We start from the raw sequence: 24,898 nt of genomic DNA on the forward strand, positions 1-24,898 counted from the left end.
TCTTACTTATGAATAAATTAGATGGCAAAATTAAACCTTTTTTTCCATACTACTGTTTTTTTTTGTACTTTTCGCAAAAATTTCAACGGATATGGGTTATTTCAATGGAAAAAGGAAAAAGTTCTCGTACAGAGATTTGTTATATAAGGTACTGATTTTTATTGGGACTGTAACAATTATCGTTTATTTCTTACCTCGTGACGGCAAGTTCAATTACCAGTTTGACATAAACAAGCCATGGAAATATGGACAATTGATGGCAACTTTCGACTTTCCAATTTATAAAAATGATGAGGTTGTGAAGCGGGAGCAAGACAGCATCCTCGCTTCTTTTCAACCTTATTTCCAGTTGAATAAGAATATTGAGAATAATATATTCAAAAAATTGAAGGCTGATTATCAAACCCATTTACGGGGAATACTTCCTTCTACTGACTACATTCACTATATAGAAAAAATTCTTTCGGAGATATACCAGGCAGGAATACTCTCGACAGAAGAACTGACCAAGCTACAAAAAGACAGCACATCAGCCATCATGGTAATAAATGATAAGCTCGCCAACCAACAAAATATCAATGAACTTTATTCCGTAAAAAGTGCCTATACTTATCTGCTCACTGCCGACACCCTGCATTATCGTCCGGATATACTACGCCAATGTTCACTCAACGAATATCTGTATCCTAACCTGACATACGATGAGCAACGTACAGAAACAGCCAAGAAAGAAGCGCTTGACAACTATTCATGGGCAAATGGCATTGTGTTGAGCGGACAAAAAATCATTGACCGGGGTGAGATTGTAAGCCAGGAGACATATAACATTCTAGAAAGTCTGCGAAAAGAATCTATTGAACGCAGTGAATCCATTGGTCAAAAGCGTTTGATGCTGGGGGGGCAAATATTATATGTCAGCATCTTCATGTTGTGTTTCATGCTTTATCTGGACTTATTCCGCAAAGATTATTATAACCGTAAAGGAAGTTTATCTCTGTTATTCTCACTCATCATGTTCTATTGTGTGGTGACGGCACTGATGGTGACAAACAATATCTTTAACGTTTACATTTTGCCATACGCTATGTTGCCTATTATCATACGGGTATTCCTTGATTCGCGTACGGCATTTCTTACCCAGGTAGTTACTATTTTGATTTGTTCCATCTGCCTGCGCTATCCGCATGAGTTTATCTTGTTGCAACTTGCTGCCGGACTCGTTGCAATCTTCAGTTTGAGAGAGCTATCACAACGTTCACAACTATTCCGTACAGCATTTCTTGTGATATTGACATATGTTACTGTTTACTTTGCATTCGAACTGATTACAGAAAATGACTTGTCGAAACTCAATGGTAGTATGTACACCTACTTTATCATCAACGGAGTACTGTTGCTTTTTACATACCCACTTCTTTTTCTGGTGGAGAAGACATTCGGTTTTACATCCAATGTCACTCTGGTAGAGTTGTCCAATATCAACAACAGCTTGTTGCGCCGCATGTCGGAAACCGTACCGGGTACATTCCAACATTCCATGCAAGTGGCTAATCTTGCCGCTGAAGCCGCCAACCGGATCGGTGCCAAAAGCCAATTAGTACGTACCGGCGCTTTATATCATGATATCGGGAAAATGGAAAATCCGGTTTTTTTCACAGAAAATCAATCCGGTGGTGTCAATCCACATAAGAACCTTGGTTATGAACAAAGTGCCCAGGTGGTTATCAGCCATGTGACGGACGGGTTAAAACTAGCCGAAAAAAATAATCTGCCTAAAGTGATTAAAGATTTCATCACAACCCACCACGGTCTTGGAAAAACCAAATATTTCTATATTTCCTGGAAAAATGAACATTCCGGTGAAGAACCTAATGAAGAATTATTTACCTATCCGGGACCCAATCCGTCCACTAAAGAACAGGCCATCCTAATGATGGCAGACTCTGTGGAAGCAGCCTCACGCAGTCTACCCGAATATACAGAGGAAAGTATCAGTAACCTTGTTGATAAGATTATAGACTCTCAAGTCGAAGAAGGGTATTTTAAAGAATGCCCCATTACTTTCAAGGACATAGCAACCATAAAAGCAGTATTCAAGGAAAAGCTGAAAACAATTTACCATACTCGTATCAGTTATCCCGAACTTAAAAAATAAGAGCTATGGAAGTGACCGCTAAAGAACAGAAAAGAGCCAAAGAATTGCTCCAAAACCAACGGATAGGGCTACAACAGATCAAGAGTTTCAGTTTCATGGAACGCTATCATCAAGTGTCCCCTTCAAACGGCCTCATGTTTAAAGACAAATATGGTCCAGGGATATTAACCCTACATCTGAAGGAGGGAAAAAACAAAGTCATTTACCTCTCTCCTTTTCGCCACCCTTCTTCCGTCATACGTTTCTTGATATCTCAGGGAGTATCTTTCGATAATTATATTCCGCAAGTACGAACGGTAATAGAGTTTCCTACCAAAACCTACCACCGGCCCTCATTATATATGTTCTATTTTTTTGTGCTTTTCCTCATGTTCCTGATATTGGGCTATTATTCCATGAGTGGCAATGTATGGTGGAGATTTATTCCTGCTATCATTTCTTTCAGTCTGAGCCTTTTCTTTATAAGTATGCTAATGACGCGATTCTGTTATCTGACTCTAACTAATGATGCCCTTGTCATACACAGCGTAGGTAGAAGCATCCGTTATCTTTATACGGATTTACGGAAAGTAAATTTTGATTTTGCCCGCGAACAAACGTTTACCCATATCATGGAATTACTGGACAAGGACTACCATTACCGATTATTCTATATCGGCAGAGTATCACGGAAAAAACTAAATGAAATAGCCAATCGGCTACAACAAGTCGGAGTAGATGCAACCTGTAGTCTCAACGATAAAAAACGTTTCTATCAAGACCGATTAGATGACTAGCCGATAGTTTCTTTATCCAAGCTTTCCAATAAACCAGAGCAGGCATCTTCAAGAACATCAAGCACATACTCGAAACCTTCGGCACCTCCATAATAAGGATCGGGTACATGGTCGGCATGAGTAAATTTTTTGCAGTAATCCGTCATCCGATGTATTTTGTTCCATTCTTCAATTGAAGGGGCACGATCTTTCAGATCATCGATATTCCTGTCGTCCATACCGATTATCAGATCAAAGTTATAAAAGTCTTCAGTATGGACAGGACGAGAGCGATGTATCAGATTATATCCACGACGGGCAGCGTGAGCACGCATCCGGCTATCAGGTAATTCTCCTTGGTGATAAGAAAGTATACCTGCTGAATCAATCATAAATTCATCTTCACGTCCTGCCTCTTCTATCAGACGTTTCATCACCCCTTCTGCAGAAGAGGAACGACAGATATTACCGAGGCAGACAAAAAGGATTTTCTTCATATAAACTAATTCTATATATTTACATCATAAATTTGATACCTTACATCGGATCTACATCATAATATACAATCAAGGACTTAAAGCGGTCTTCTGCAATCATTTCTTTTTGTACTTGCATCAACAATTCGCGTGCACGAACCATAGGAGCATTTACTTCAATCTTTACAATAATTTTTCTGATAAACAAAGTTTGCACACGGGCAACAGGTGGTTTATCAGGTCCTAACACACGACTTCCAAAAACAGAACGAAGTTTGTTCGCCATGGTTTGCGCCATCAAATCAAGTAAAGTTTCATTACGATTTTTCAGATAAACATATATCAAGCGATAATAGGGAGGATAATGAAACATCTGCCGTTCGGCAAGTTGCCCGCCAACCATACCTTCATAATCATTCAATATTACCTGTGGAATAATAGGATGATCTATATTTTTAGTTTGCAATACTACTCTACCTCGTTTATTTTTCCGTCCTGCACGCCCGGCCACTTGTGCCATCAGCTGAAAAGCACGTTCATATGCACGAAAATCAGGATAATTCAACATTGTATCGGCATTTAAGATACCCACCACGCTGACATGATCAAAATCCAATCCTTTGGATACCATTTGTGTTCCAATAAGGATGTCGGTTTTTCCCTGCTCAAAATCAGCAATGATCCGCTCGTATGCCGAGCGCGTGCGAGTAGTATCCAAATCCATACGGGTAACGGTTGCCTCGGGAAACAACGTCTTGATATCATCCTCTATCTTTTCCGTACCGAAACCACGGTTACGTAAATCAACCCCTTCACAAGCCGGACAAACACGGGGTACTTGATAGCTATAACCACAGTAGTGGCACGTCAACTGATTTAAACCTTTATGATAAGTTAAACTCACATCACAATTCTTACATTTGGGTACCCAGCCACACGTATGGCATTCAATCATAGGGGCAAAACCACGACGGTTCTGAAATAAAATAACTTGCTCTTTCTGCTCTAAAGCTTCACGTATATATTGAAGTAACAAAGGCGAGAACGGACCATTCATCCGTTTTTTACGGTGCAATTCCTTGATATCTACTGAAATAATCTCCGGCAATTGTATTTCTCTATAGCGTTCTTTCAGTTCTACCAGTCCATATTTACCCGAAATGGCATTATGCCAAGTTTCAATAGACGGAGTAGCGGTACCCAATAATGTTTTGGCACCATACATAGCAGCCAAGACAATAGCCGCATTTCGTGCGTGATAACGTGGAGCCGGATCTTGTTGCTTATATGTATTTTCATGTTCCTCGTCCACAATCACCAATCCCAAATTACGAAACGGCAGGAATACAGACGAACGGACCCCTAAAATAATATCATATCCTTTTCTTGAAAGTTGTTTCTGCCAGATTTCCACCCGTTCTGCATCGGGAAACTTGGAATGATAGATACCTAGCCGAGAGCCGAATACTCGTTGTAAACGTTCTGTGATTTGCGTTGTTAAGGCTATTTCCGGCAATAAATACAGCACTTGCTTACCTTGACTGATGATCTCTTCTATCAAATGAATATAGATTTCCGTTTTTCCACTGGCTGTTACTCCATGAAGCAGGCAGACATTTTTTTCACGAAAAACCTCCATGATATCATGGTAAGCTCTCTGCTGATGATCATTTAGCGGATGCAGGGGGGAAATGGATGACTGTATCAAATTGAGACGGCCTATTTCTTGTTGATACACCTCAAATATCGCTTTATCTACCAAACCATTGAATATCGCAGGCGATACGGAAGCACGATGCAAAAGCTCTTTTTTCGTCACTTCTTTAGGTTGATTTCCTAAAACTCCAGAAAGTTCAATATACTTCATTAATAAATCAAGTTGTTTAGGTGCACGCTCCAACTCTTCAAACAACTCTTTCAATCGCTGTTCATCTCGAGCAGCAATTGTCAACCTTACACGAGTTTCAACCTTGGGTTTATAAGTACGTTTCAACTCTTCTTTGACAAAGATAGCTTCTTTATCCAATAGAGATTTAATTACGGAAAGTATATTCTTAATACCACTATCCTTCTCCAACTTCGTGACGCATTGCTCTGATTCCACAGAAAGCAGATCTAATACTTTTTGCTCCCGTTCGGGTAACCGTATGTCCGATTCGAAATCAGGATTATATTCCACCATCGTCTCGCTCTCCAATTTTAAGCCTGAAGGCAAAGCCGCTTTATACACATCGCCTTGTGTACAAAGATAATAATCAGCCAACCATTCCCAAAACTTAAACTGTTCAGCAAGCAAAATAGGATGTGCATCCAACAGGGCAGTCACTTCTTTCACCTCATACGCCGTGGGAGCGGCATTATGTATGTTCCGCACAATTGCCGTATAATACTTCTTTCGTCCGAAAGGTACTACTACCCGACAACCAATCTGTACTTCTTCCGCAATCTCTTCAGACAAGGAATAAGTAAAACAACCGTGCAAAGGCAAAGGTAATATAACATCAACAAACTTCTCCATCGTGGCAACAAAGATAGTATTTTTCAAGAAGAAGGAGGAAAGAGAATAAAAAAATAGCGTTGCCGATTTTAATCGGTAACGCTATTCCTATAATATATAGTTTAAATTACTTAGAAAATATAAGCAGCAGAGATTTGCCAAGTTTTATTCTTAGCCCCTAAAGCTTCTCCTGCAGCTTTCAAAGTATAGGAGTCACCAAATGGAATATTATAGTTAAAGCCAATCTGTAAGTGTTTAATCAACTTCACACCAGCACCTAAATTAATACCAACCTGAGCTTTTTTATTTTTCAATTCAACAGCTTCATCAATGTATTTCTTATCCCCCTTAAAATTAAAATAAAAATCAGGACCGGCAGCCACATAGACACCAAACAAACTACCTAAACCGATAGTATATTTCAAATTAATAGGAATATCAAGACCTGTTTGCTTACCATCATCTTTTCCTTTTTGTGAAAACAACAAAGCACCATCCACTCCCAAACCTACGATAGGAATAGTGACTTCAGCCATCGGACCGATGAAAAAACCGGTAGCATTATCTTTATTACCTTTATATCCACCATCCCAATCAATCTTTGACAAATTAACACCACCCTTTACACCAAACTTAATTAATTGAGCCTGTGCAGGCATAGCTACCGCCAAACAGCATATAGCTATCATAAAAACACTAAAAATCTTCTTCATAATTCAATATGTTTAAAATTTCGGGACAAATATATGTAAAATATTCCTAAAAAGAACAATCACCATTCCCATTTGTTCATTTTCACAAGAACAACTAACCATAAAAGTTATTACTTTTGCAACATCACTTCAAGGAAAGATGCCGGAGTGGTCGATCGGGCCGCACTCGAAATGCGGTGAACGGGTAACCGTTCCCAGAGTTCGAATCTCTGTCTTTCCGCAAAGTTTTTATTTAATTTTTATTAAGCCATACTTTATACCAAATTTGTACTTTTCCTATTTATAATACATTCCTATGATAGAATCGTAGAATTAATATGGGTTTAACACGAATTACGACACAATTCTTCTATAACAAACATCTGATACTCAATACCTATCAATAATATCTCTTAATTTGTTTCCACAGTCTCATTATCCATTTTTTAGCTAAAATTGATACGATTTTACAAAGAAATGAGAATATTTATAAAATTATATAAGTAATTATCCTCTTATCTTTGGGGACACAAAGGCCTTTTGTTTATCTAATAATAATTAAATCTAATTAAATGATGAAGAATATTTATCATTCTTTTCTTCCAAGCACAAAGTATAAACGCTTTTGTAGTTTGCTTATATGTGCAACTATTGTTCAAGGGACATTGCAAGCCACTGTTACGACGAACACTTCTCCTCTGTATAATACAGAAATAAATGTCCCCGCTCCTATCAAAGCTACAGGACGGGTTATTGATGAAATGGGAGAACCTCTTCCAGGTGTTACAATTGTGATTCAAGGTACCCCACGAGGTGTTACTACCGATGTGGATGGTACTTTTTCTATTGACGTAGAAGTAGGTGCGAAATTAATGATTTCGTATATTGGTATGGAAGACCAAATCATCACAGTAAAAAATTCCAAACCATTGACTATTACTATGGCTCAAAAAGTGGATGAGTTGGATGAAGTTACCATTGTTGCTTTTGCCAAACAGAAGAAAGAAAGTGTGTTGGCTTCTGTTTCAACTGTGAAACCAGCAGAATTGAAAACACCTGCAAGTAATCTTACAGCAGCTTTGTCTGGACGTGTTGCAGGTCTAATTTCCTATCAGCGTAGTGGTGAACCGGGAGCAGATAATGCAGACTTCTTTGTACGTGGTGTCACTACATTCGGTTACAAAACAGATCCATTGATTTTGATTGACGGTGTAGAAATGACATCCAGCGATCTTTCTCGTCTACAGGTAGATGACATCGCCAGTTTCTCCATAATGAAAGATGCAACGGCTACAGCACTTTATGGTTCACGTGGTGCTAACGGCGTAATTCTGGTAAACACTAAAGGTGGTACTGAAGGACCAGCAAAAATATCCGCTCGTGTAGTAGTAACTCATTCGTCCCCTACAAAAACTGCTGAATGGGCAGATCCTATTACCTATATGAACATGCACAATGAAGCATCCTTATATGATGGCAATGGATTGATGCACAGTCAGCAGAAAATAGCCAATACGATGGCTGGATTAAATCCTAATGTATTTCCCGCTGTAGATTGGTATGATGAATTATTCAAGAAGTCCAATGTAAACTATAGCGCCAACATGAATGTTCAGGGTGGTACAAATATTGCCAAATATTACATCGCCGGAACTTATTCCAGCGATTCGGGTAATTTGAAATCTGCTAAACAAAACAATTTTAATAATAATATCAAACTTAACCGTTATTTATTGCGTGCCAATGTAGATGTTAATGTTTCTAAAACCACAAAAGCAACAGTACGTTTACATGGAACTATGGATGATTATTCAGGTCCTATCTATACCGGTAAGGAGATTTACAAGATGATTACCCAGACTTCTCCTGTGCTTTATCCTCCCTATTATAAACCAGATAAAATAAATGAAACAACTCCATATTTACTTTATGGTAATTATGATACCGGTAATTACTTAAATCCTTATGCAGAGATGACGCGTGGATATAGAGATACTAGCACTTCGTTAATGATGGCTCAGGTTGAATTAAACCAAGATTTAAAATTCATCACAAAAGGTTTAAAAGCTCGTTTTATGTTTAATACGAACCGACGTTCTGACTATACTGTACAACGAAAATATGATCCTTTCTATTTTTCAATGGGTAGTTACGATGCATTAAGTGACACATATATTTTGAGTGCTTTGAATCCAGAAGATGGTACAGACTTTTTGTCACCAAATGTCTCTACAAAAGAGGTTGAAGTCAACACCTATTTAGAGGCAGCAGTCAATTACGACCGTACTTTCAAAGACAAGCACGCTGTCAGTGGTTTGATGGTATTCACCATGAATAATAAATTGGAATCCAAAGGAGTTAGTTCATCAGCTAATACAGATAATATTCAAAAGTCTCTTCCTAAGCGGAATATGAGTTTATCCGGACGTTTCACTTATGCTTATGATGATCGCTATTTTATTGAAGCCAATTTTGGTTATAATGGTTCGGAGCGTTTTGCAGATAAAGAACGTTGGGGGTTCTTCCCTTCTGCAGGTGTGGGTTACTTGATGTCTAACGAACGGTTTTGGAATGCAGACTTGAAAAAAGTGATCAGTAAATTAAAATTCAAGGCTACTTATGGTCTAGTGGGTAATGATGCGATTGGTGATTCTGGTGATCGCTTTTATTATTTATCTGTTGTAAATTTGAAAGATTCGGGTATGGGATACACTTGGGGAAGTTTAAATGACCGTCATAGCGCAAATGGTGTGTCCATCAGTCGCTATGCTAATCCGAATGTAACTTGGGAAATTTCTAAAAAGACCAATATAGGTGTTGAATTAGGATTATTTGACAAATTAGAATTACAAGTAGATATTTTCCGTGATGACCGTTCAAAAATCTTAATGGAACGTGCTAACCTTCCTAGTTCATTAGGTTTGGAAGCCAAGCCTAAGTCCAACGTAGGTGAAGCCCGCAGCCAGGGTATAGATCTTTCTTTGGACTATAACCAATCCATCAACAAAGATTTATGGATGTCCGGACGTCTGAACTTTACCTATGGACGTGGAAAATATAAGGTTTATGAAGAACCCGACTATAGTAGTACCCCTTGGCGTTCACGTATCGGGCAATCCGTGAAACAAGCATGGGGATATGTAGCCGAACGCTTGTTCATTGATGAAGCTGATATCGCCAATTCACCCAAGCAAACATTCGGTGACTACAAGCCAGGAGACATTAAATATAAAGATATCAACGGTGACGGACAGATTACCAATGCCGACCAGGTGCCCATCGGATATCCTACTTCTCCAGAAATAAACTATGGTTTTGGTTATTCCATGGGATGGAAAGGTTTTGATTTCTCTTTCTTCTTCAACGGTTTGGCCCGTGAATCTTTCTGGCTCGACTATAATGCTATCACTCCATTCTATAATTCAGGAGGTGCCAATGGAACAGTCGCCGTAAACCAATTACTTACTGTCATCTCCGATGATCACTGGTCTGTAAACAACCGCGATCCATATGCTTTCTGGCCGCGCCTTTCTACTGCTGAAAATAAGAACAACAGCCAACGTAGTACATGGTTTATGCGTGACGGTTCTTTCCTCCGTCTGAAACAAATTGACTTCGGTTATACTCTACCCAAAAAGTTTCTTAAGAAAATCGGTTTCAGCTCAATCCGAATTTATTATTCGGGAATTAACCTGCTTTGTTTCAGCAAATTCAAGTTGTGGGACCCTGAATTGGCAGGAAACGGATTTAACTATCCTCTCCAGCGCACACATTCTGTAGGTATAAACTTCTCTCTCTAATACAATAAACTTTATGAAAATAAAAAATCTGATTATTCTAGTTTTATTAGGAACAGTGACATCCTGTAATTATCTGGATGTAGTTCCTGAGAAGGTAGGAACTATTGAATATGCATTTCGTGACAAACTCAGTGCAGAAAATTATTTAGCTACCTGTTATTCCTATTTACCCTATTTGGGGAGTGAATCAAGTTCTATAGGACGTTCTTGTGGAACAGAAGTAACGACTTATTACCGTAATCGTGAGAATGGTGTAAAAATCACTTTGGAAGGTAATAGTGTATCCAGTCCTAAACTAGCACAGTGGGACAATATGTACAAAGCTATTCGAGCATGCAACACTTTTCTCGAGAATGTTCACTTAATACGTGATTTAAACGGCTCTGAACTCAATCGTTGGATAGCTGAAGTAAAATTTTTGAAGGCCTATTATCATTGGATATTAATTCAACATTATGGTCCTATCATATTACAAAAGGAAAACCTGTCAATGGATGCCTCTCCCGAAGCGGTACTCCAATTTCGTTCCCCAATAAATGAATGTATCGATTATGTTATACAGTTATTAAATGAAGCTGTTTATGGCGAAGCTGTAGAGGATCCAGACTTGGATATAGTGGAACCTCCATTACCGTTGATCCCCGACGACGCCTTCCAAACCGGACGTATTACCCTGCCCATTGCTGCAGCTATGCGCGCCAAAATTATGGTACATGTTGCCAGTCCATTTTTTGCTGAGAATACAATGTACGAAAATTTTGTTGATTCACGTGGTGTAAAACTTTTCCCAGCTTGTTCAGAGGAAGAAAGAAAAAAACGTTGGGCAGATGCAGCCAAGGCATGTAAAGAAGCTGTTGATATCTGTCATCAAGCAGGTCATCAATTGTTTGATTATAATCCAGATTTGACTATCGTACCTAATATTTCGGAGGAGATGCGTCTTATCTTACAAACTTCTACGATTATAACGGAGGAAGAAAACAATAAGGAAATTATTTGGGCTGATCCTAAAAACAGTACGAATAATGTCCAAACTTATGTTATGCCAGCAATAACCTTACCCATTCGTGCCCGTAATCCAAGAGCACAGTTGACACCGACTTTAGCTACTGCCGAAAATTTCTACACTGAAAATGGAGTACCTATCGAGGAAGATAAAGACTGGGACGAAAACGGTTGGTACGAAAATCGCTATATGACTACTACGGTTCCTGAAAAAGACTATCTGGAAATGGAACCAGGTATGACTGTACCAAATTTACATATGCATCGTGAATCCCGTTTTTATGGGAGTATGGGATTTAATGGTGGTAAATGGCTTGGATTAGGTAGCCAGGGAACCGCTCCTTCTGGAGAATGTATTGAAAACTATCAATATACACTGCATTGTTTGTCTACTCCTGATGATTTGGCAAGTAATCCGGCAGGACGAAGCGGTGAACAGTATTATTCAGTAACTGGTTATTTCACTAAAAAGCTGATAAACTATAAAACCACTCTCAATACAGCCCAAACCGGATGGTCAATTTCTGGTTACCAATGGCCTAACATGCGTTTGGCAGACCTTTATTTATTATATGCTGAAGCTTTAAATGAAACTATGGATCAACCAACTGCCGATATTTGGGAAAATTGGATTGATCCAATCCGTAAACGTGCAGGTTTAGAGGGTGTAGCAGATAGTTGGACAAAATATTCAACAAAACCTGATAAATTTAGAACTAAAAACGGCCTGCGTGATATCATTCATCAGGAACGTTGTATTGAGTTAGCCTTGGAGGGACACTATTACTACGACATGAGACGTTGGAGTGGTGGTTCACGAGTAGACCGCTATGATATCATGCAAGAAATGAATAAACCTATCAAAGGATGGAACTGTGACGGAGCCGACAATGCATCCTATTATACGGTTCGTACTGTTTATAATGTATCCTTCTCCTTACGTGATTATTTATGGCCCATCAAAGAGGGTGACATTAACGTCAATCCCAATTTGGTTCAGAATCCTGGCTATTAAAATTTTAAAATGTAGAAAGATGAAAAAACATATATTATTTTTAGGTTTGGCACTTGCCTTTATGACTTCATGCAATGAAGAAAGTGTCGGACAATATCCAATTGACAATATCGCTCCGGGGCCTGTAAGTAATGTCACTACAAAAGAAGTATTCGGCGGTGGTGTAACTTTAGCTTACACAATTCCCGATGATCCCGATTTAATGGGTGTAATGGCTAAATATACACTAGATACTGGTAAAGAAATGTCAGTAATGGTATCCGGATATGCCCGTGAGATCACCCTGGAGGGTTTCGCTTCAGCAACGGAACATTCAGCTATATTGTATGCCATTGATAAGAGTCAAAATTTATCCGAAGCGGTAACCGTAAAATTCACACCTAAGCGTGCACCGATTTTTGATGTATACGAGACTTTGAAAGTTACAAGTGACTTTGGTGGTGCCAAACTGACTTGGCAAAATCCGGAAATGAAGGACATCATCGTTTCTGTCTCTACCCCGATTACTGAAGGGAGTGACGTATTGGAAGATGTACAGAATTTCTATTCCTCAGGAGCTGATGGTTTGGCAGCTGTACGTGGCTTCGAAGCAAAGCCTGTTACTTTTTTTGTAACTATTTCTGATCAATACGGTAATAAAACAGACGCATTGTCACAAGATTGCCTCCCTCTTTATGAAGAAAAGATTGATGGAACCAAATATTGGAAAAAATGGAATGGAGATCCGAATATTCCATATATGCAATATTCAAATAGTTATCCTATTACGAAACTATGGGATGGTATCAATATGGCAGCTAAAGGAGCCAGCAATAACTTTTTCCATACTCCAGGTGGTCAACCATTCCCCGTACGATTTACATTTGATATGAGACAAGTATATACATTGAGCCGTATGAAAGTTTACCAACGTGGTAATGGTTGGGCCTATGAACATGGTAACCCGAAACGGTTCGAGGTATATGGTTCGAAGAGCCAAAATGTATCTATGACGGCAACAAATCCTGATGACCAATGGATTTTCTTAGGTTATTTTGAATCATATAAACCTTCTGGACTTCCTTTAGAACAGGCTTCTCAAGAGGATGAATTACGTGGCCCAGGTGGTGAAGAATTCACATTTCCTGTAGAACTTGCTACAGATGTACGTTACATTCGTTTCGATATTCTTGAAACTTGGGGCGGTACGGAAATGATCCACATTTCCGAATTGGAAATGTGGGGGCAACCCGAAGGATACGGCGAGGGAAACGGCGAAGAGAGTGCAGAATAAGCCAAATTAATTAAAAGTAAGACATTATGAAAAAATGGTATATTAAGATGTTGATGTTTGTCCTCTCAGGAGTGGCCATTGTCGCTTGTTCGGACATGAACGATCTGCATGACAAATATCTACAACAAGGAGAAACAATTTATTCAGCGAAATTTGATTCTGTAAAAATCTTCTCCGGACGATATCGGGTACGTGTGGACTATTGGGTAACTGACCCTAAAGTAGCTAAGTGCCAAATCTCCTGGAATATGGGTAAAGAAACTAAAGTAGTGGATATAACCAACACAACCGGTGAAACACCCAATTCTTTCTTTATAGAAAATTTGGAAGAAACAACCATCAGTTTTGACTTCAATACTTGTACAGCAGATTTAGAGTATCCCTCATTGAAAACAAGTGTTAGTGCTACGGTTTATGGAGACAATTATGTATCTACATTACTAAACACAAACGTTAGTTCCTACAGTTTTAGTCCGATAGAACAGGCACTAACTCTGTACTGGACCAGCAACTATGAAGGTGCAGTAGCCTATATACTTAAATATACTGACGTAAATGGTGAAGAACGTGAAGTAAGAGCAGAAGTAAATAAGGAAAAAAAGGCCGTATTACCTGATTTCCCCGAATTCGGTTCCTTCACATACGCTACAGTCTATCTTCCTGCAGAAGGTGCCATTGATGAGTTTATCACTCCATTCAGTAAACCGTTCAGTACAGCAGCAGAAGGTGAAAAGCCTTGGGCTCTAACAGCTAACATGACAGTACCCCAAGAGGCTGCTACATGGACAACCTGGCAAGATGCAGATACTTACATGAAACAGTTCAAATATGACTATGTTGAACATCCGGAAGGAAATAATGCAAGTAAAAATAGCCCTAGCGATATTGGTAGCCATATTGAATTCGTGAACGATGCAGCCAGAGGTAAGTATGTATTTAAACTTACAGCACATGCAGAAGCCAACGAAGACGGAAGTATCAAGTGCTTGGATGATGCCATGGATGCAGGTAACAATCAAGACCGCCAAGTCAATCAGTTTAGTCCGCAAAGCGGTGCCGGTAACCATGATGTTTGTGGTAACTATGGTGAAACTGTGATTTATGATTGGTACATGAAGATACCGGCAGATTTCAAGCCTATTAATGAACGTAATCATCTTTTCTATCTTATTCCCAAAGAAGATGGTGGAGAGAGAAAAGGTAATGCCGTAATCGCTCTTAACGCTAATGGAGATGATAAAAACGGAAAGAATGCATGTTTCCAGATTGTGCATAACGGTAATTTGAAAGCAAACGGAAACAATGCAAAATTGGTTGACAAATTAAATATGGACGATTTCAGAAATGAATGGGTACATATCACCATTGAAGTTCTTTATTCTTATCAAGGCACATTGAAAGTCAAGATGGAACGCGTCAGCGATGGTAAGGTTATCGTAGATTATTCAAAGACCAATGTTGAATTGTGGCGTGAGAACTGTATCGATATGCGTGCTTACTTCGGTATCCGCCGATGGTTCAAAGGTAAAATCAAAGATAACTTTAAAGGTATGTTCCCGACTACCGGTATTGAAACAGAATCTGTATATCTGGACGGTATAAGGATCTTTGAGAAAAACCAGAACAATGACAATCCGGTTGCAGTAAAGCCTTAGTAAACTCGTAAAATAAATTTGAAGAGTGTCAAAAAATAGACAAAAGGAATAATGTTATCAATTTTTGACACTCTTCTTTTTTTAAGACCTTGCACAATATTTTATATAACCATAAAAAGGGAGATAGTATATGAGAAACTGGTACAAGAAGTTGTTAATAGGTTGGATTGCCGGATGTCTGGTACTAGCTTGTTCAGACTCGAAGAATGAACCGGAAGAGCCGGTCACTCCCCCGAAAGAGGAAGAAAAAGTCAGTCTGGAGAAGTTCGATGACATTAAGGTATATCCCGGAAATCAACGGATAAAGGTGGAATATAAGTATTCTGACTCACGTGCAAAACAATGCGAAGTAACTTGGGCTGCAGGAAGTGAAAAGAAGTCTGCTGTGGTTGCAATGACTGTTTCACAAGCAGAAAAGTCCAATGAATTCTACATCGATAACATAGAAGAGGGTACACTCACTTTCAGCTTCGTCGCTTACTCTGAAGATAAAAAGATGAATTCCCCTAAATGGATAGGATCACCTGTCAATGTTTATGGTAATAAATATATCTCCGGCCTGAAGAATCCCGCTATAACCAATGTTGAGTGGAATCCTACAAATTATATCTTAAACTTCAGCTGGTCAGATAACTATAAGGATGTGGTAAGGTATATCTTGAAATATACCAATGTAAACGGTGAGCAGAAAGAGGTGACATCTGAATCTGATAAAGCAGGAACTGTAACACTGCAGGAATTTCCTGAAAATGGAAAATTAGAAATAACTACTGTCTACCTACCCAATGGAGCCATTGACGAAGTCAAAGCCGCACCGACCCAGATTACAGTTAACACCAGCGGAGAAGTCCCCTGGGAATTGAAAGCAGAAATGCAAGCTGCCGCCTCATTGATCGGATGGCAAGCCGTAGATACATATATGAAGAAATATAATTTCGAATATACAGAACATCCCAACAATGGTGGAGGAAAAGATCATAACGATGATACACATATTGAAGTGGTAGAAGACAAAGGACTGGGGCAATGGGTCTTCAAGTTTAATTCTCATGCCTCAGGTGATGCTAATGGCAACATCATTATATTAGATGGTGACCGCGGTAAAATAGAAGACCGTATGCGTAACGAAATGAAATCGCGTACGGGAGACGGGAAATATCATATGAATGGTAACTGGGAAGAATGGCAAAGAATAGAATGGAAATTCAAGATACCTAAAGGGTTCCGTCCCACCAAAAGTTTCACTCACATCCATCAGCTGAAGGCGCAGGAAGGTAATAATGGTTCTCCACTCATCACTATTACTCCTCGTGCCAGCGATACAAACGGTAAGAACTCGCGTGTGCAGGTCATCCATAACGGAGACAATAAAGATACCAACAAAGGAACGATCATTGACAACCTGCCATTAAGCGATTTTGAAGATGAATGGATACAAGTCACATCTGAAATCTACTATACGCACAATGGTTCGTATTATATCAAGATGGTACGTATCAGTGACGGTAAAGTGCTTGTAGAAAAGAAGTTTACAGATATTGACATGTGGCGTAAAGGTGCAACCAATATCCGGAACAAATTCGGTATTTATCGTAGTTACGGTGGTAAACTAGAGGAAGATTTCAATGGAAAATTCCCTACCAGTGGCATCAAGGATGAGTCTTTGTATTTGGCCGATTTCAAGATCTACGAAAAGAATACAAACCCTAATCCACAGCCCCATGACTAAAGAAACCGGAAGTAGGGATACTTCTTATTGGTGAAATTAGACTTAAAGAAAGGTCGCTCCTGTGAAGAAGCGGCCTTTTTATTTATTCTAAAATAATTGTATAATATTCATTATTTTCTCCATCTTTGTAACATAATTCACTATCCTTAAAAATATCTATTATGAGAAAACAACTACTATTACTGGGAATTTCCAGTCTGTTGGCAACTACAACGCTTCATGCGCAAGAGTTTCAATTACATCCCCTTCCCCAAGCATATATCACTCAGGATGATTCAATCAACATTCCCCAACAATATCAAGTACTATCCGGCAATTCTCTTCATGGCGGGGCTACTCTGACATTATTACATTCATTAATGCCGGGTGAAGTATCCAATGCTACATTCTCTCTATATATAGGTATAAAGGGAGATAAAATCATCAAGAAATATGACCGCCATATTCCACAAAAGCCGGAAGGCTATTACCTGAAAATAGAAAAAGACCGCATTATTATTGCCGGAGCCGACGAACGGGGGACCTATTACGGTGTCCAAACGCTTGCCCAACTGCTCACTCTCAACAAATTACCTTTGGCAGAGATCACAGATTATCCCGATATCCCCTATCGTGGTGTAGTAGAAGGCTTCTATGGCACACCTTGGAGCCAGGAAGCCCGTATGCGTCAACTTGATTTCTATGGACGAAACAAAATGAATGTCTACCTTTACGGTCCTAAGGACGACCCTTACCATAGCACTCCCAATTGGCGCAAACCTTATCCTCCTCAAGAAGCCGAACAATTAAAACAACTTGTAGACAAGGCCAAAGAAAACAATGTTATCTTCTATTGGGCCATCCATCCGGGACAAGACATTCGATGGAACGAAGAAGACCGCTCACTCTTGTTGCAGAAGTTCGAAAGCATGTACCAGCTCGGCGTACGTGGTTTCGCTGTTTTCTTTGACGATATCTCAGGGGAAGGGACAAAAGCGGATAGACAGGCTGAATTACTGAATTATATCGATGACCATTTTGTAAAGGTAAAGAAAGATGTAGCTCCTCTGATAATGTGTCCTACAGAATATAATAAATCATGGGCAAATATAAAAGGCGGTTATCTCACCACCCTCGGTGAGAAACTGAACAAAGGTATAGAAATCATGTGGACCGGTAACAGTGTCGTTTCTAATATCGATAAACCGACCTTGGAATTTATCACTCCCCTGCTGAAACGGAAAGCCTACATCTGGTGGAACTTCCCTGTTTCAGACTATGTACGCGACCACCTTTTGTTGGGGGCTGTCTACGGAAACGGACTCGACATCAAAGACGATATGGCTGCTTTCGTCTCCAATCCGATGGAACATGCCGAAGCTTCCAAGATTGCACTCTACAGCATAGCCGATTACACATGGAATATGTACAGCTATAACAGCGATGTTTCTTGGCAACATGCCATCAAAGACCTTATGCCACTCCACGCTGAGTATCTTAAGATCTTTGCCTCCCACAATTCCGACCTGGGTAAGAACGGACATGGCTTCCGGCGTGATGAGTCAGCGGACATCCAACCCGCACTTTCCACATTGCTGAGAACTTACCGTGAGAATGGAAAAATAGATGAATCGGCCTATAACCGGGTAGCTGAGGAATGCCGGAAAATCGTGACCTCCGCCGATATGCTAACGGCCTCCGGAGATGAGAACCGTCCGCTGATAAACGAAATCAAACCTTGGCTTACGCAATTTAAACTCGTAGGTGAGTACGGCGAGGAAGTACTGAACATGATGCGCCTGCAACAACAGAAGGATATCTTCGTCCGAAGTCATGCACATGCACAAGCCTTACAAACCCTGATGAGTGAAACAGATGCCGCTTATCCATCAGGAATAAAAAGCGGCAGCAAGTATCTGGTGCCTACTTTCAATGCACTGTTTGAAATCGCCACGATACGCTATAACAAGCAAAACTACGCGCAACTGGATACACAAGCCGTTTATACGCCCTACACCCTGGAAAGTGATGTAAGCCAATTGGCTCAGCTCCCGGTGCAACGAAAAGGGAAAGCGGGTAATATCTCTCCGTCCAACGAAGTCATCAACTGGCAAGCCGGTGGTTCACTCACCCTCTCCATGGACTATGCCCGTCGGCTGCTCTCTCTCACTATAGACTTGGGGACAACGGAAAATATCGGTTCACGCTTCAAACTGGAAATAAGCCCCGACGGCAATGAATGGCAAACCGTGGAATTGCAATCAGCAGCAAGAAACACACAGCTGAAAGCTGCTGTGGCAGACATGAAAATACGAAAGATTAAATTAACCAACATTTCCGGCGATGAACAGAAAGTATATTTCAAAGCATTTCGCCTAAGGGAAAAATAGTTTAATTAATAGATAAACCCTGAGACTAAATTGATTATGAAACGATTATCCATATCTTGTATTTTGTTGTCTTGCCTTCTTCCCATTATCTCTGCCATGTCTCCTGTACAGGGGCTGTTAGAAAGAATTGCGCCAGGGTCTTCCGGTAAATTCATCATTGAACAGGCTACATCCCCTTTTTCGTCCTCCAACAACGAAGATAAAGATTTCTTTGAGCTGGATCAAAAAGGCTCAAAAGTTGTCATCCGTGGGAACAACTATATCAGTATAGCCGTAGGGCTGAACTGGTATCTTAAATACCATGCAGGTATCCATCTTTCTTGGAACAATATGACTGCCGAACTTCCCGCCATACTCCCTCCCGTCCTCCATAAAGAAAGACACGATACAAAATCCATCTACCGCTATGACTTCAACTATTGCACTTTCTCTTATACCATGGCATTCTGGGACTGGAAGCGTTGGGAACAAGAGATTGACTGGATGGCCTTGCACGGTATCAACCTGTCTTTGGCACTGGTAGGAACGGATGCCGTCTGGCGCAACGTACTCTCAAAGTTAGGTTACTCCAAAGAAGAAGTAAACGAGTTTGTGGCAGGTCCCGCCTTCCAGGCCTGGTGGCTGATGAACAATCTCGAAGGATGGGGCGGACCGAATACCGACTCCTGGTATGAAGACCGCATCGCCCTTCAAAAGAAAATATTGAAACGTATGCGAGAGTACGGTATCCATCCCGTACTGCCGGGATATTCGGGTATGCTTCCACACAATGCCAAAGAAAAATTAGGAGTGAACGTGGCCAATCCGGGTAAATGGAACGGATACCACCGTCCTGCTTTCCTGCAACCTACTGATACCCGTTTCAAGGAAATAGCCGCTTTGTACTATAAAGAAATGAACCGTCTGTATGGTAAAGCAGACTTTTACAGCATGGATCCCTTTCACGAAGGAGGCAATGTAGCGGGTGTCAATCTGGATGCAGCCGGACAAGCCATCTGGCAAGCAATGAAAGAGAACAGCCGGAATTCCATCTGGGTAATACAGGCATGGGGCGCCAACCCACGCGCGCAGATGATAAAGAACATTCCCCGGGGCGATATGCTTGTACTCGACCTTTACTCCGAAAGCCGTCCGCAATGGGGCGACCCCAACTCCGCCTGGTATCGGAAGAACGGTTTCGACAACCATCAATGGCTCTATTGCATGCTGCTGAACTACGGTGGCAATGTAGGCTTGCACGGCAAGATGCAACACGTCATCGATGAATACTATAAAGCCGTTGAAAGCCCCTTCGGAAGTACAATGAAAGGAATAGGAATGACCATGGAAGGCTCGGAAAACAACCCCGTGATGTACGAACTGCTCTGCGAACTGCCCTGGCGGCCTTCCGGTTTCTCCAAAGACGAATGGCTGGAAGGATATATTTCCGCCCGCTATGGCAAATGTACCCCCCGGCTATTGGAAGCATGGGTATTGCTGGGCAACTCCGTCTACAACTGCCCGCCCCGCTCCACCCAACAAGGCACGCATGAATCCATCTTCTGTGCCCGCCCCGCTCTGAATGTTTATCAGGTCTCCAGCTGGTCCGAAATGTCCGACTACTATAATCCCCACGACGTGCTCCGTGCCGCACGCCTATTTCTGGAAGAAGCCCGACAGTTCAAAGGGAACAATAATTTTGAATACGATCTGATTGACATCACCCGCCAGGCCGTAGCCGAAAAAGGACGTCTGATTTACAAAGTAATCCAAGCGGCATACGATGCCGGAGACAAACCGTTGCTTCGCTTGGCTTCCGACCGTTTCCTCGAACTGCTCTTGCAGCAAGACCGCCTGCTTGCCACCCGTCCCGAATTCAAGGTAGGCCGATGGATAGAACAAGCCCGCAACCTGGGTCACACTCCGGAAGAGAAAGACTGGCTGGAGTGGAACGCCCGTGTACAAATCACCACATGGGGTAACCGCCTGGCATCCGATGATGGAGGTCTGCACGACTATGCCCACAAGGAATGGAACGGTTTACTGAAAGATTTCTATTATCTACGTTGGAAAACCTGGCTCGACCGTCTCAACAATCTTCCCGACAATGACCCCGCCCATGAAATAGATTACTATTCGCTGGAAGAACCCTGGACTTTACAACACAATTTCTATTCCCCTGTAAAAGAAGGGGATTGCATAGAGACCGTAAAGATTACCGGTTACTAATTACAAGTCCCCCAATTATCAACTATCAATTAAATAAAATGAACTTCAAGAAAGCCTTATACCTCTGTCTCGTCATTGCAGGCAGTATGAGCAGCCTAAACGCCGCCGAGCGTATCTACGACCTCTCACGAATGGGACTGAAAGCCGACAGTAAGAAAAATGCCAGCCCCGTCCTGCAACGAGTCATCAAGCATATCCAGTCTGAATGCGCTCCCGAAGATAGTATCGTATTACGTTTTTCCAAAGGAAAATACAACTTCCACGAAACAGGTTCCGCCGAACGCATCTACTACATCTCCAATCACGACCAGATCAATCCCAAGAGAGTGGGGATTGCATTGGAAGGTTTCAAACACTTCACTCTGGAGGGGAACGGTGCCGAATTTATCTTCCACGGACGAATGCTGCCGCTCTCTTTGCTCCATTCCGAAAACTGTACGTTGCGTGACTTCAGCATCGACTTCGCTATCCCGCACATCACCCAGATACAAATACTGGAAAACAATGCAGAAAAAGGTATCACCTTCAAACCTGCTCCCTGGGTGAATTGGCGTATCACCAAAGACTCGATCTTCGAGTCCTATGGTAATGGCTGGACTGCGCAACCTTCTACCGGTATTGCTTTTGAAGAGGAAACCCGTCACATTGTTTACAATACCAGCGACCTGTCTTTCTCTACAAAAGGAGTTTCCGTCACCAAAGACGGCACTCTCATCGCTCCTCGCTGGAAAGACAGCCGCCTTATACCGGGTACTACAGTAGCCATGCGTATATGGTCCCGTCCCACTCCGGGTATCTTCCTCAGCGAAAACCGTAATACTCTTATTAATAATGTAAAAGTACATTATGCCGAAGGCATGGGACTCCTCGCCCAGTTATGCGACAACCTTACACTTGAAGGTTTCGGCATCTGCCTGAAAGGAGACAACGACCCGCGCTATTTCACCACGCAAGCAGACGCCACTCACTTCTCGGGCTGCAAAGGAAAAATCATTTCCCGCAACGGCCTGTACGAAGGAATGATGGACGATGCTATCAACGTACACGGTACTTATCTGAAAGTAGTGAAACAAATTGATAACCACACTCTCGTAGGCCGCTACATGCACAGTCAGTCATGGGGTTTCAAATGGGGTGAAGCAGGAGACAGTGTCCAGTTTGTACGTTCCAAAACCATGGAGATAACCGGACGTCCCAACCGTATTACCGCCATCGTTCCTTTTGACCGGAAACAAGTGGCAGGAGCCCGCGAATTCAAGATAACCTTCCGCGACGCTATCGACCCGACAATCAGCGCACAGGAAGGTTTCGGCATTGAAAATCTCACCTGGACTCCCGAAGTAGAATTCAGTGGAAATACTATCCGCAACAACCGTGCCCGTGGCACCCTCTTCAGTACCCCGCAGAAAGTAGTGGTAGAGAACAATCTCTTTGATCACACCTCAGGGGCTGCCATCCTGCTATGCGGCGATTGCAACGGTTGGTATGAAACCGGCGCTTGCCGTGACGTACTCATCCGCAAGAACCGTTTCATCAATGCGCTGACCAACCAGTTTCAGTTCACCAACGCCATCATTTCCATCTATCCCGAAATTCCGGACCTGGAAGGACAGAAGCTCTTTTTCCACGGTGGCAAGGAAGGCAGTATCCTCATCGAAGCGAACGAATTCGATACGTTCGATGCACCCATCCTGTATGCCAAGTCGGTGGACGGTCTGATATTCCGTAATAACATCATCAAATATAACAACGAATATAAACCACTGCACTGGAACCGTAGCCGCTTCTGGCTGGAGAAGGTCAACAGGGTAAGGATAATGGAATAAATGACAGGAATTTATTTGTTTATCCTTTAAGGTTATCGTAACTTTGCTTTGTCTTCACGAACGCTCCACTACAGTGAACAGAACTATTCACCTCAATGGACAGAACTGTTCACTGCAGTGAACAGGATCGTTCACTAAAGTGAAACAAGAACAAAGTACAGGATCTGACACCTTTCGTATCAGGACTTGACATTAACAATACATGTTATTAAAAAACAAAAACAATGGCAATACTATTTGACTGGTACGAGGATCCTAAGCCCGCTAACAAAGAAGAAGAAAAAACACTGCATCCGCGCATCAAACTGAACGGTTCGGTAGGAACCGACGTACTACGCCATCGCATTCAGGAACGTTGTTCGCTGACTGAGACTGATGTCTCTGCAGCGCTTGATGCCCTTTCGCATATCATGGGCAAAGAACTTGCCGAAGGCAGACAAGTACATCTGGACGGGATCGGCTACTTCTATCCTTGCCTGACCTCTACCGAACCGGTGACCGCTTCCACCAAACGAAAGTTGGCAAAAGTAAAGTTGAAAGCTATCAAATTTCGTGCAGACCGGACATTGAAAAGTGAATTCGGTATCCTAAAAGTGAAATGTCTGAAAGGAAGCCTAGAGTTCAAACGCCTGTCAAATGAAGAAATTGACCGGCAACTGACGGAGTACTTCAAAACCCACCAATTTTTGAGAAGAACGGATTTTCAAGATTTGTGTAGAATGCCGAAGAGTACTGCCATGCGCCATCTACGCCGCCTGCGTAGCGAAGGGAAACTGGATAACCAAGGTGGATTGACACAACCGATATACATGCCCGGAAAAGGATATTACGGCAATAATTAACGGAGTAACCAATATTCTGCTTAAAGACATAGCCATGATAACAATCAGAAAGACGCAACTTACAGAAATAAGTACGCTTATGGACATCTTCGGACAGGCCAAACGTATCATGAGGAAAGATGGAAATATGAAACAATGGACAGGGAATTATCCTTCCGTGGAACTAATTACGAAAGATATTCAGAGCGGAAACAGTTACGTATGCATTGATGAAGGAACAATTGCCGGGACTTTTACTTTTATCAAAGGAAACGACCCTACCTACGCACGTATTTATGACGGGGCATGGGTGGAAGATACACAACCATACGGCGTCATTCATCGTCTGGCCAGCACGGAGGACAGTAAAGGGGTATCTGCCGCCTGTTTGCAATGGTGCTATGAACAAATACCTAACTTGCGCGCCGATACACACAGGGACAATCATATACTGCAATATATCTTGAAGAAACATGGCTTTCAATATTGTGGTATCATCTTCCTCGCCAACGGAGATGAGAGACTGGCTTTCCAGAAAATAGAGAACCAAGACAGGATAAGTTAACTCAAATAATGCTAATCTTTCAGACATTCCATGCTCCCGAATTGTAGATAGAACAAA

15 protein-coding genes and 1 tRNA gene are annotated in these 24,898 nt (G+C 41.4%); 13 read left to right on the forward strand and 3 right to left on the reverse strand.

Annotation, left to right across the window (positions count from 1 at the left end):
* Positions 1-91: 91 nt before the first annotated feature.
* Both C1A09_RS00400 and C1A09_RS00405 read left to right on the forward strand, forming a co-directional pair.
* A complete protein-coding gene (locus tag C1A09_RS00400; protein ID WP_101541787.1) occupies positions 92-2,155 on the forward strand; it encodes an HD family phosphohydrolase in 2,064 nt (687 codons plus the stop codon).
* 5 nt (positions 2,156-2,160) lie between these two features.
* Positions 2,161-2,931, forward strand: coding sequence for a hypothetical protein (locus C1A09_RS00405; protein WP_101541788.1), 771 nt, complete (start codon positions 2,161-2,163; stop codon positions 2,929-2,931).
* Here C1A09_RS00405 and C1A09_RS00410 read toward each other — a convergent pair.
* From C1A09_RS00410 to C1A09_RS00420, 3 genes are all read right to left on the reverse strand, one after another.
* Positions 2,928-3,407 (reverse strand): low molecular weight protein-tyrosine-phosphatase, encoded by a 480-nt coding sequence (locus tag C1A09_RS00410; protein WP_101541789.1) that lies wholly within the window; start codon positions 3,405-3,407, stop codon positions 2,928-2,930. The genes C1A09_RS00405 and C1A09_RS00410 overlap by 4 nt on opposite strands.
* A 40-nt stretch (positions 3,408-3,447) precedes the next feature.
* On the reverse strand, positions 3,448-5,904 hold the full coding sequence (gene priA / locus C1A09_RS00415; RefSeq protein ID WP_101541790.1) for a replication restart helicase PriA: 2,457 nt from the start codon (positions 5,902-5,904) through the stop codon (positions 3,448-3,450).
* Positions 5,905-6,014: 110 nt separating this feature from the next.
* Entirely contained in the window at positions 6,015-6,596 is a 582-nt protein-coding gene (locus C1A09_RS00420; RefSeq protein WP_101541791.1) for a porin family protein, read from the reverse strand.
* Between the two features lie 133 nt (positions 6,597-6,729).
* Between C1A09_RS00420 and C1A09_RS00425 the strand changes: the two genes are divergently transcribed.
* The 11 genes from C1A09_RS00425 to C1A09_RS00475 all read left to right on the forward strand — a co-directional run bounded on the left by C1A09_RS00425 (position 6,730) and on the right by C1A09_RS00475 (position 24,841).
* Positions 6,730-6,816, forward strand: a tRNA-Ser gene (locus tag C1A09_RS00425).
* A gap of 331 nt (positions 6,817-7,147) precedes the next feature.
* A complete protein-coding gene (locus tag C1A09_RS00430; RefSeq protein WP_245874944.1) occupies positions 7,148-10,375 on the forward strand; it encodes a SusC/RagA family TonB-linked outer membrane protein in 3,228 nt (1,075 codons plus the stop codon).
* A gap of 13 nt (positions 10,376-10,388) precedes the next feature.
* Positions 10,389-12,395: a RagB/SusD family nutrient uptake outer membrane protein gene (locus C1A09_RS00435; protein WP_101541792.1), complete on the forward strand. Its 2,007-nt coding sequence runs from the start codon at positions 10,389-10,391 to the stop codon at positions 12,393-12,395.
* 19 nt (positions 12,396-12,414) lie between these two features.
* The gene (locus C1A09_RS00440; protein WP_180949152.1) at positions 12,415-13,668 is read left to right on the forward strand and encodes a DUF5000 domain-containing lipoprotein; all 1,254 of its coding nucleotides are present in this window, start codon (positions 12,415-12,417) and stop codon (positions 13,666-13,668) included.
* A 26-nt stretch (positions 13,669-13,694) separates the two neighbouring features.
* The gene (locus tag C1A09_RS00445) at positions 13,695-15,323 is read left to right on the forward strand and encodes a DUF4998 domain-containing protein (protein WP_101541794.1); all 1,629 of its coding nucleotides are present in this window, start codon (positions 13,695-13,697) and stop codon (positions 15,321-15,323) included.
* Between the two features lie 130 nt (positions 15,324-15,453).
* On the forward strand, positions 15,454-17,052 hold the full coding sequence (locus tag C1A09_RS00450) for a DUF4998 domain-containing protein (RefSeq protein ID WP_101541795.1): 1,599 nt from the start codon (positions 15,454-15,456) through the stop codon (positions 17,050-17,052).
* 161 nt (positions 17,053-17,213) lie between these two features.
* Positions 17,214-19,421 carry a beta-N-acetylglucosaminidase gene (locus C1A09_RS00455; RefSeq protein ID WP_101541796.1) on the forward strand — a complete coding sequence of 736 codons (2,208 nt, stop codon included), beginning with the start codon at positions 17,214-17,216 and terminating at the stop codon, positions 19,419-19,421.
* Between the two features lie 36 nt (positions 19,422-19,457).
* Positions 19,458-21,629, forward strand: coding sequence for an alpha-N-acetylglucosaminidase (locus tag C1A09_RS00460; RefSeq protein WP_101541797.1), 2,172 nt, complete (start codon positions 19,458-19,460; stop codon positions 21,627-21,629).
* A gap of 38 nt (positions 21,630-21,667) precedes the next feature.
* Entirely contained in the window at positions 21,668-23,455 is a 1,788-nt protein-coding gene (locus tag C1A09_RS00465; protein ID WP_101541798.1) for a right-handed parallel beta-helix repeat-containing protein, read from the forward strand.
* Between the two features lie 224 nt (positions 23,456-23,679).
* Positions 23,680-24,297 (forward strand): HU family DNA-binding protein, encoded by a 618-nt coding sequence (locus C1A09_RS00470; RefSeq protein WP_101541799.1) that lies wholly within the window; start codon positions 23,680-23,682, stop codon positions 24,295-24,297.
* Positions 24,298-24,331: 34 nt separating this feature from the next.
* On the forward strand, positions 24,332-24,841 hold the full coding sequence (locus C1A09_RS00475) for a GNAT family N-acetyltransferase (RefSeq protein WP_101541800.1): 510 nt from the start codon (positions 24,332-24,334) through the stop codon (positions 24,839-24,841).
* Positions 24,842-24,898: the final 57 nt, after the last annotated feature.

The sequence above is a fragment of the Bacteroides cutis genome, from assembly GCF_900241005.1.
Classification (GTDB): domain Bacteria; phylum Bacteroidota; class Bacteroidia; order Bacteroidales; family Bacteroidaceae; genus Bacteroides; species Bacteroides cutis.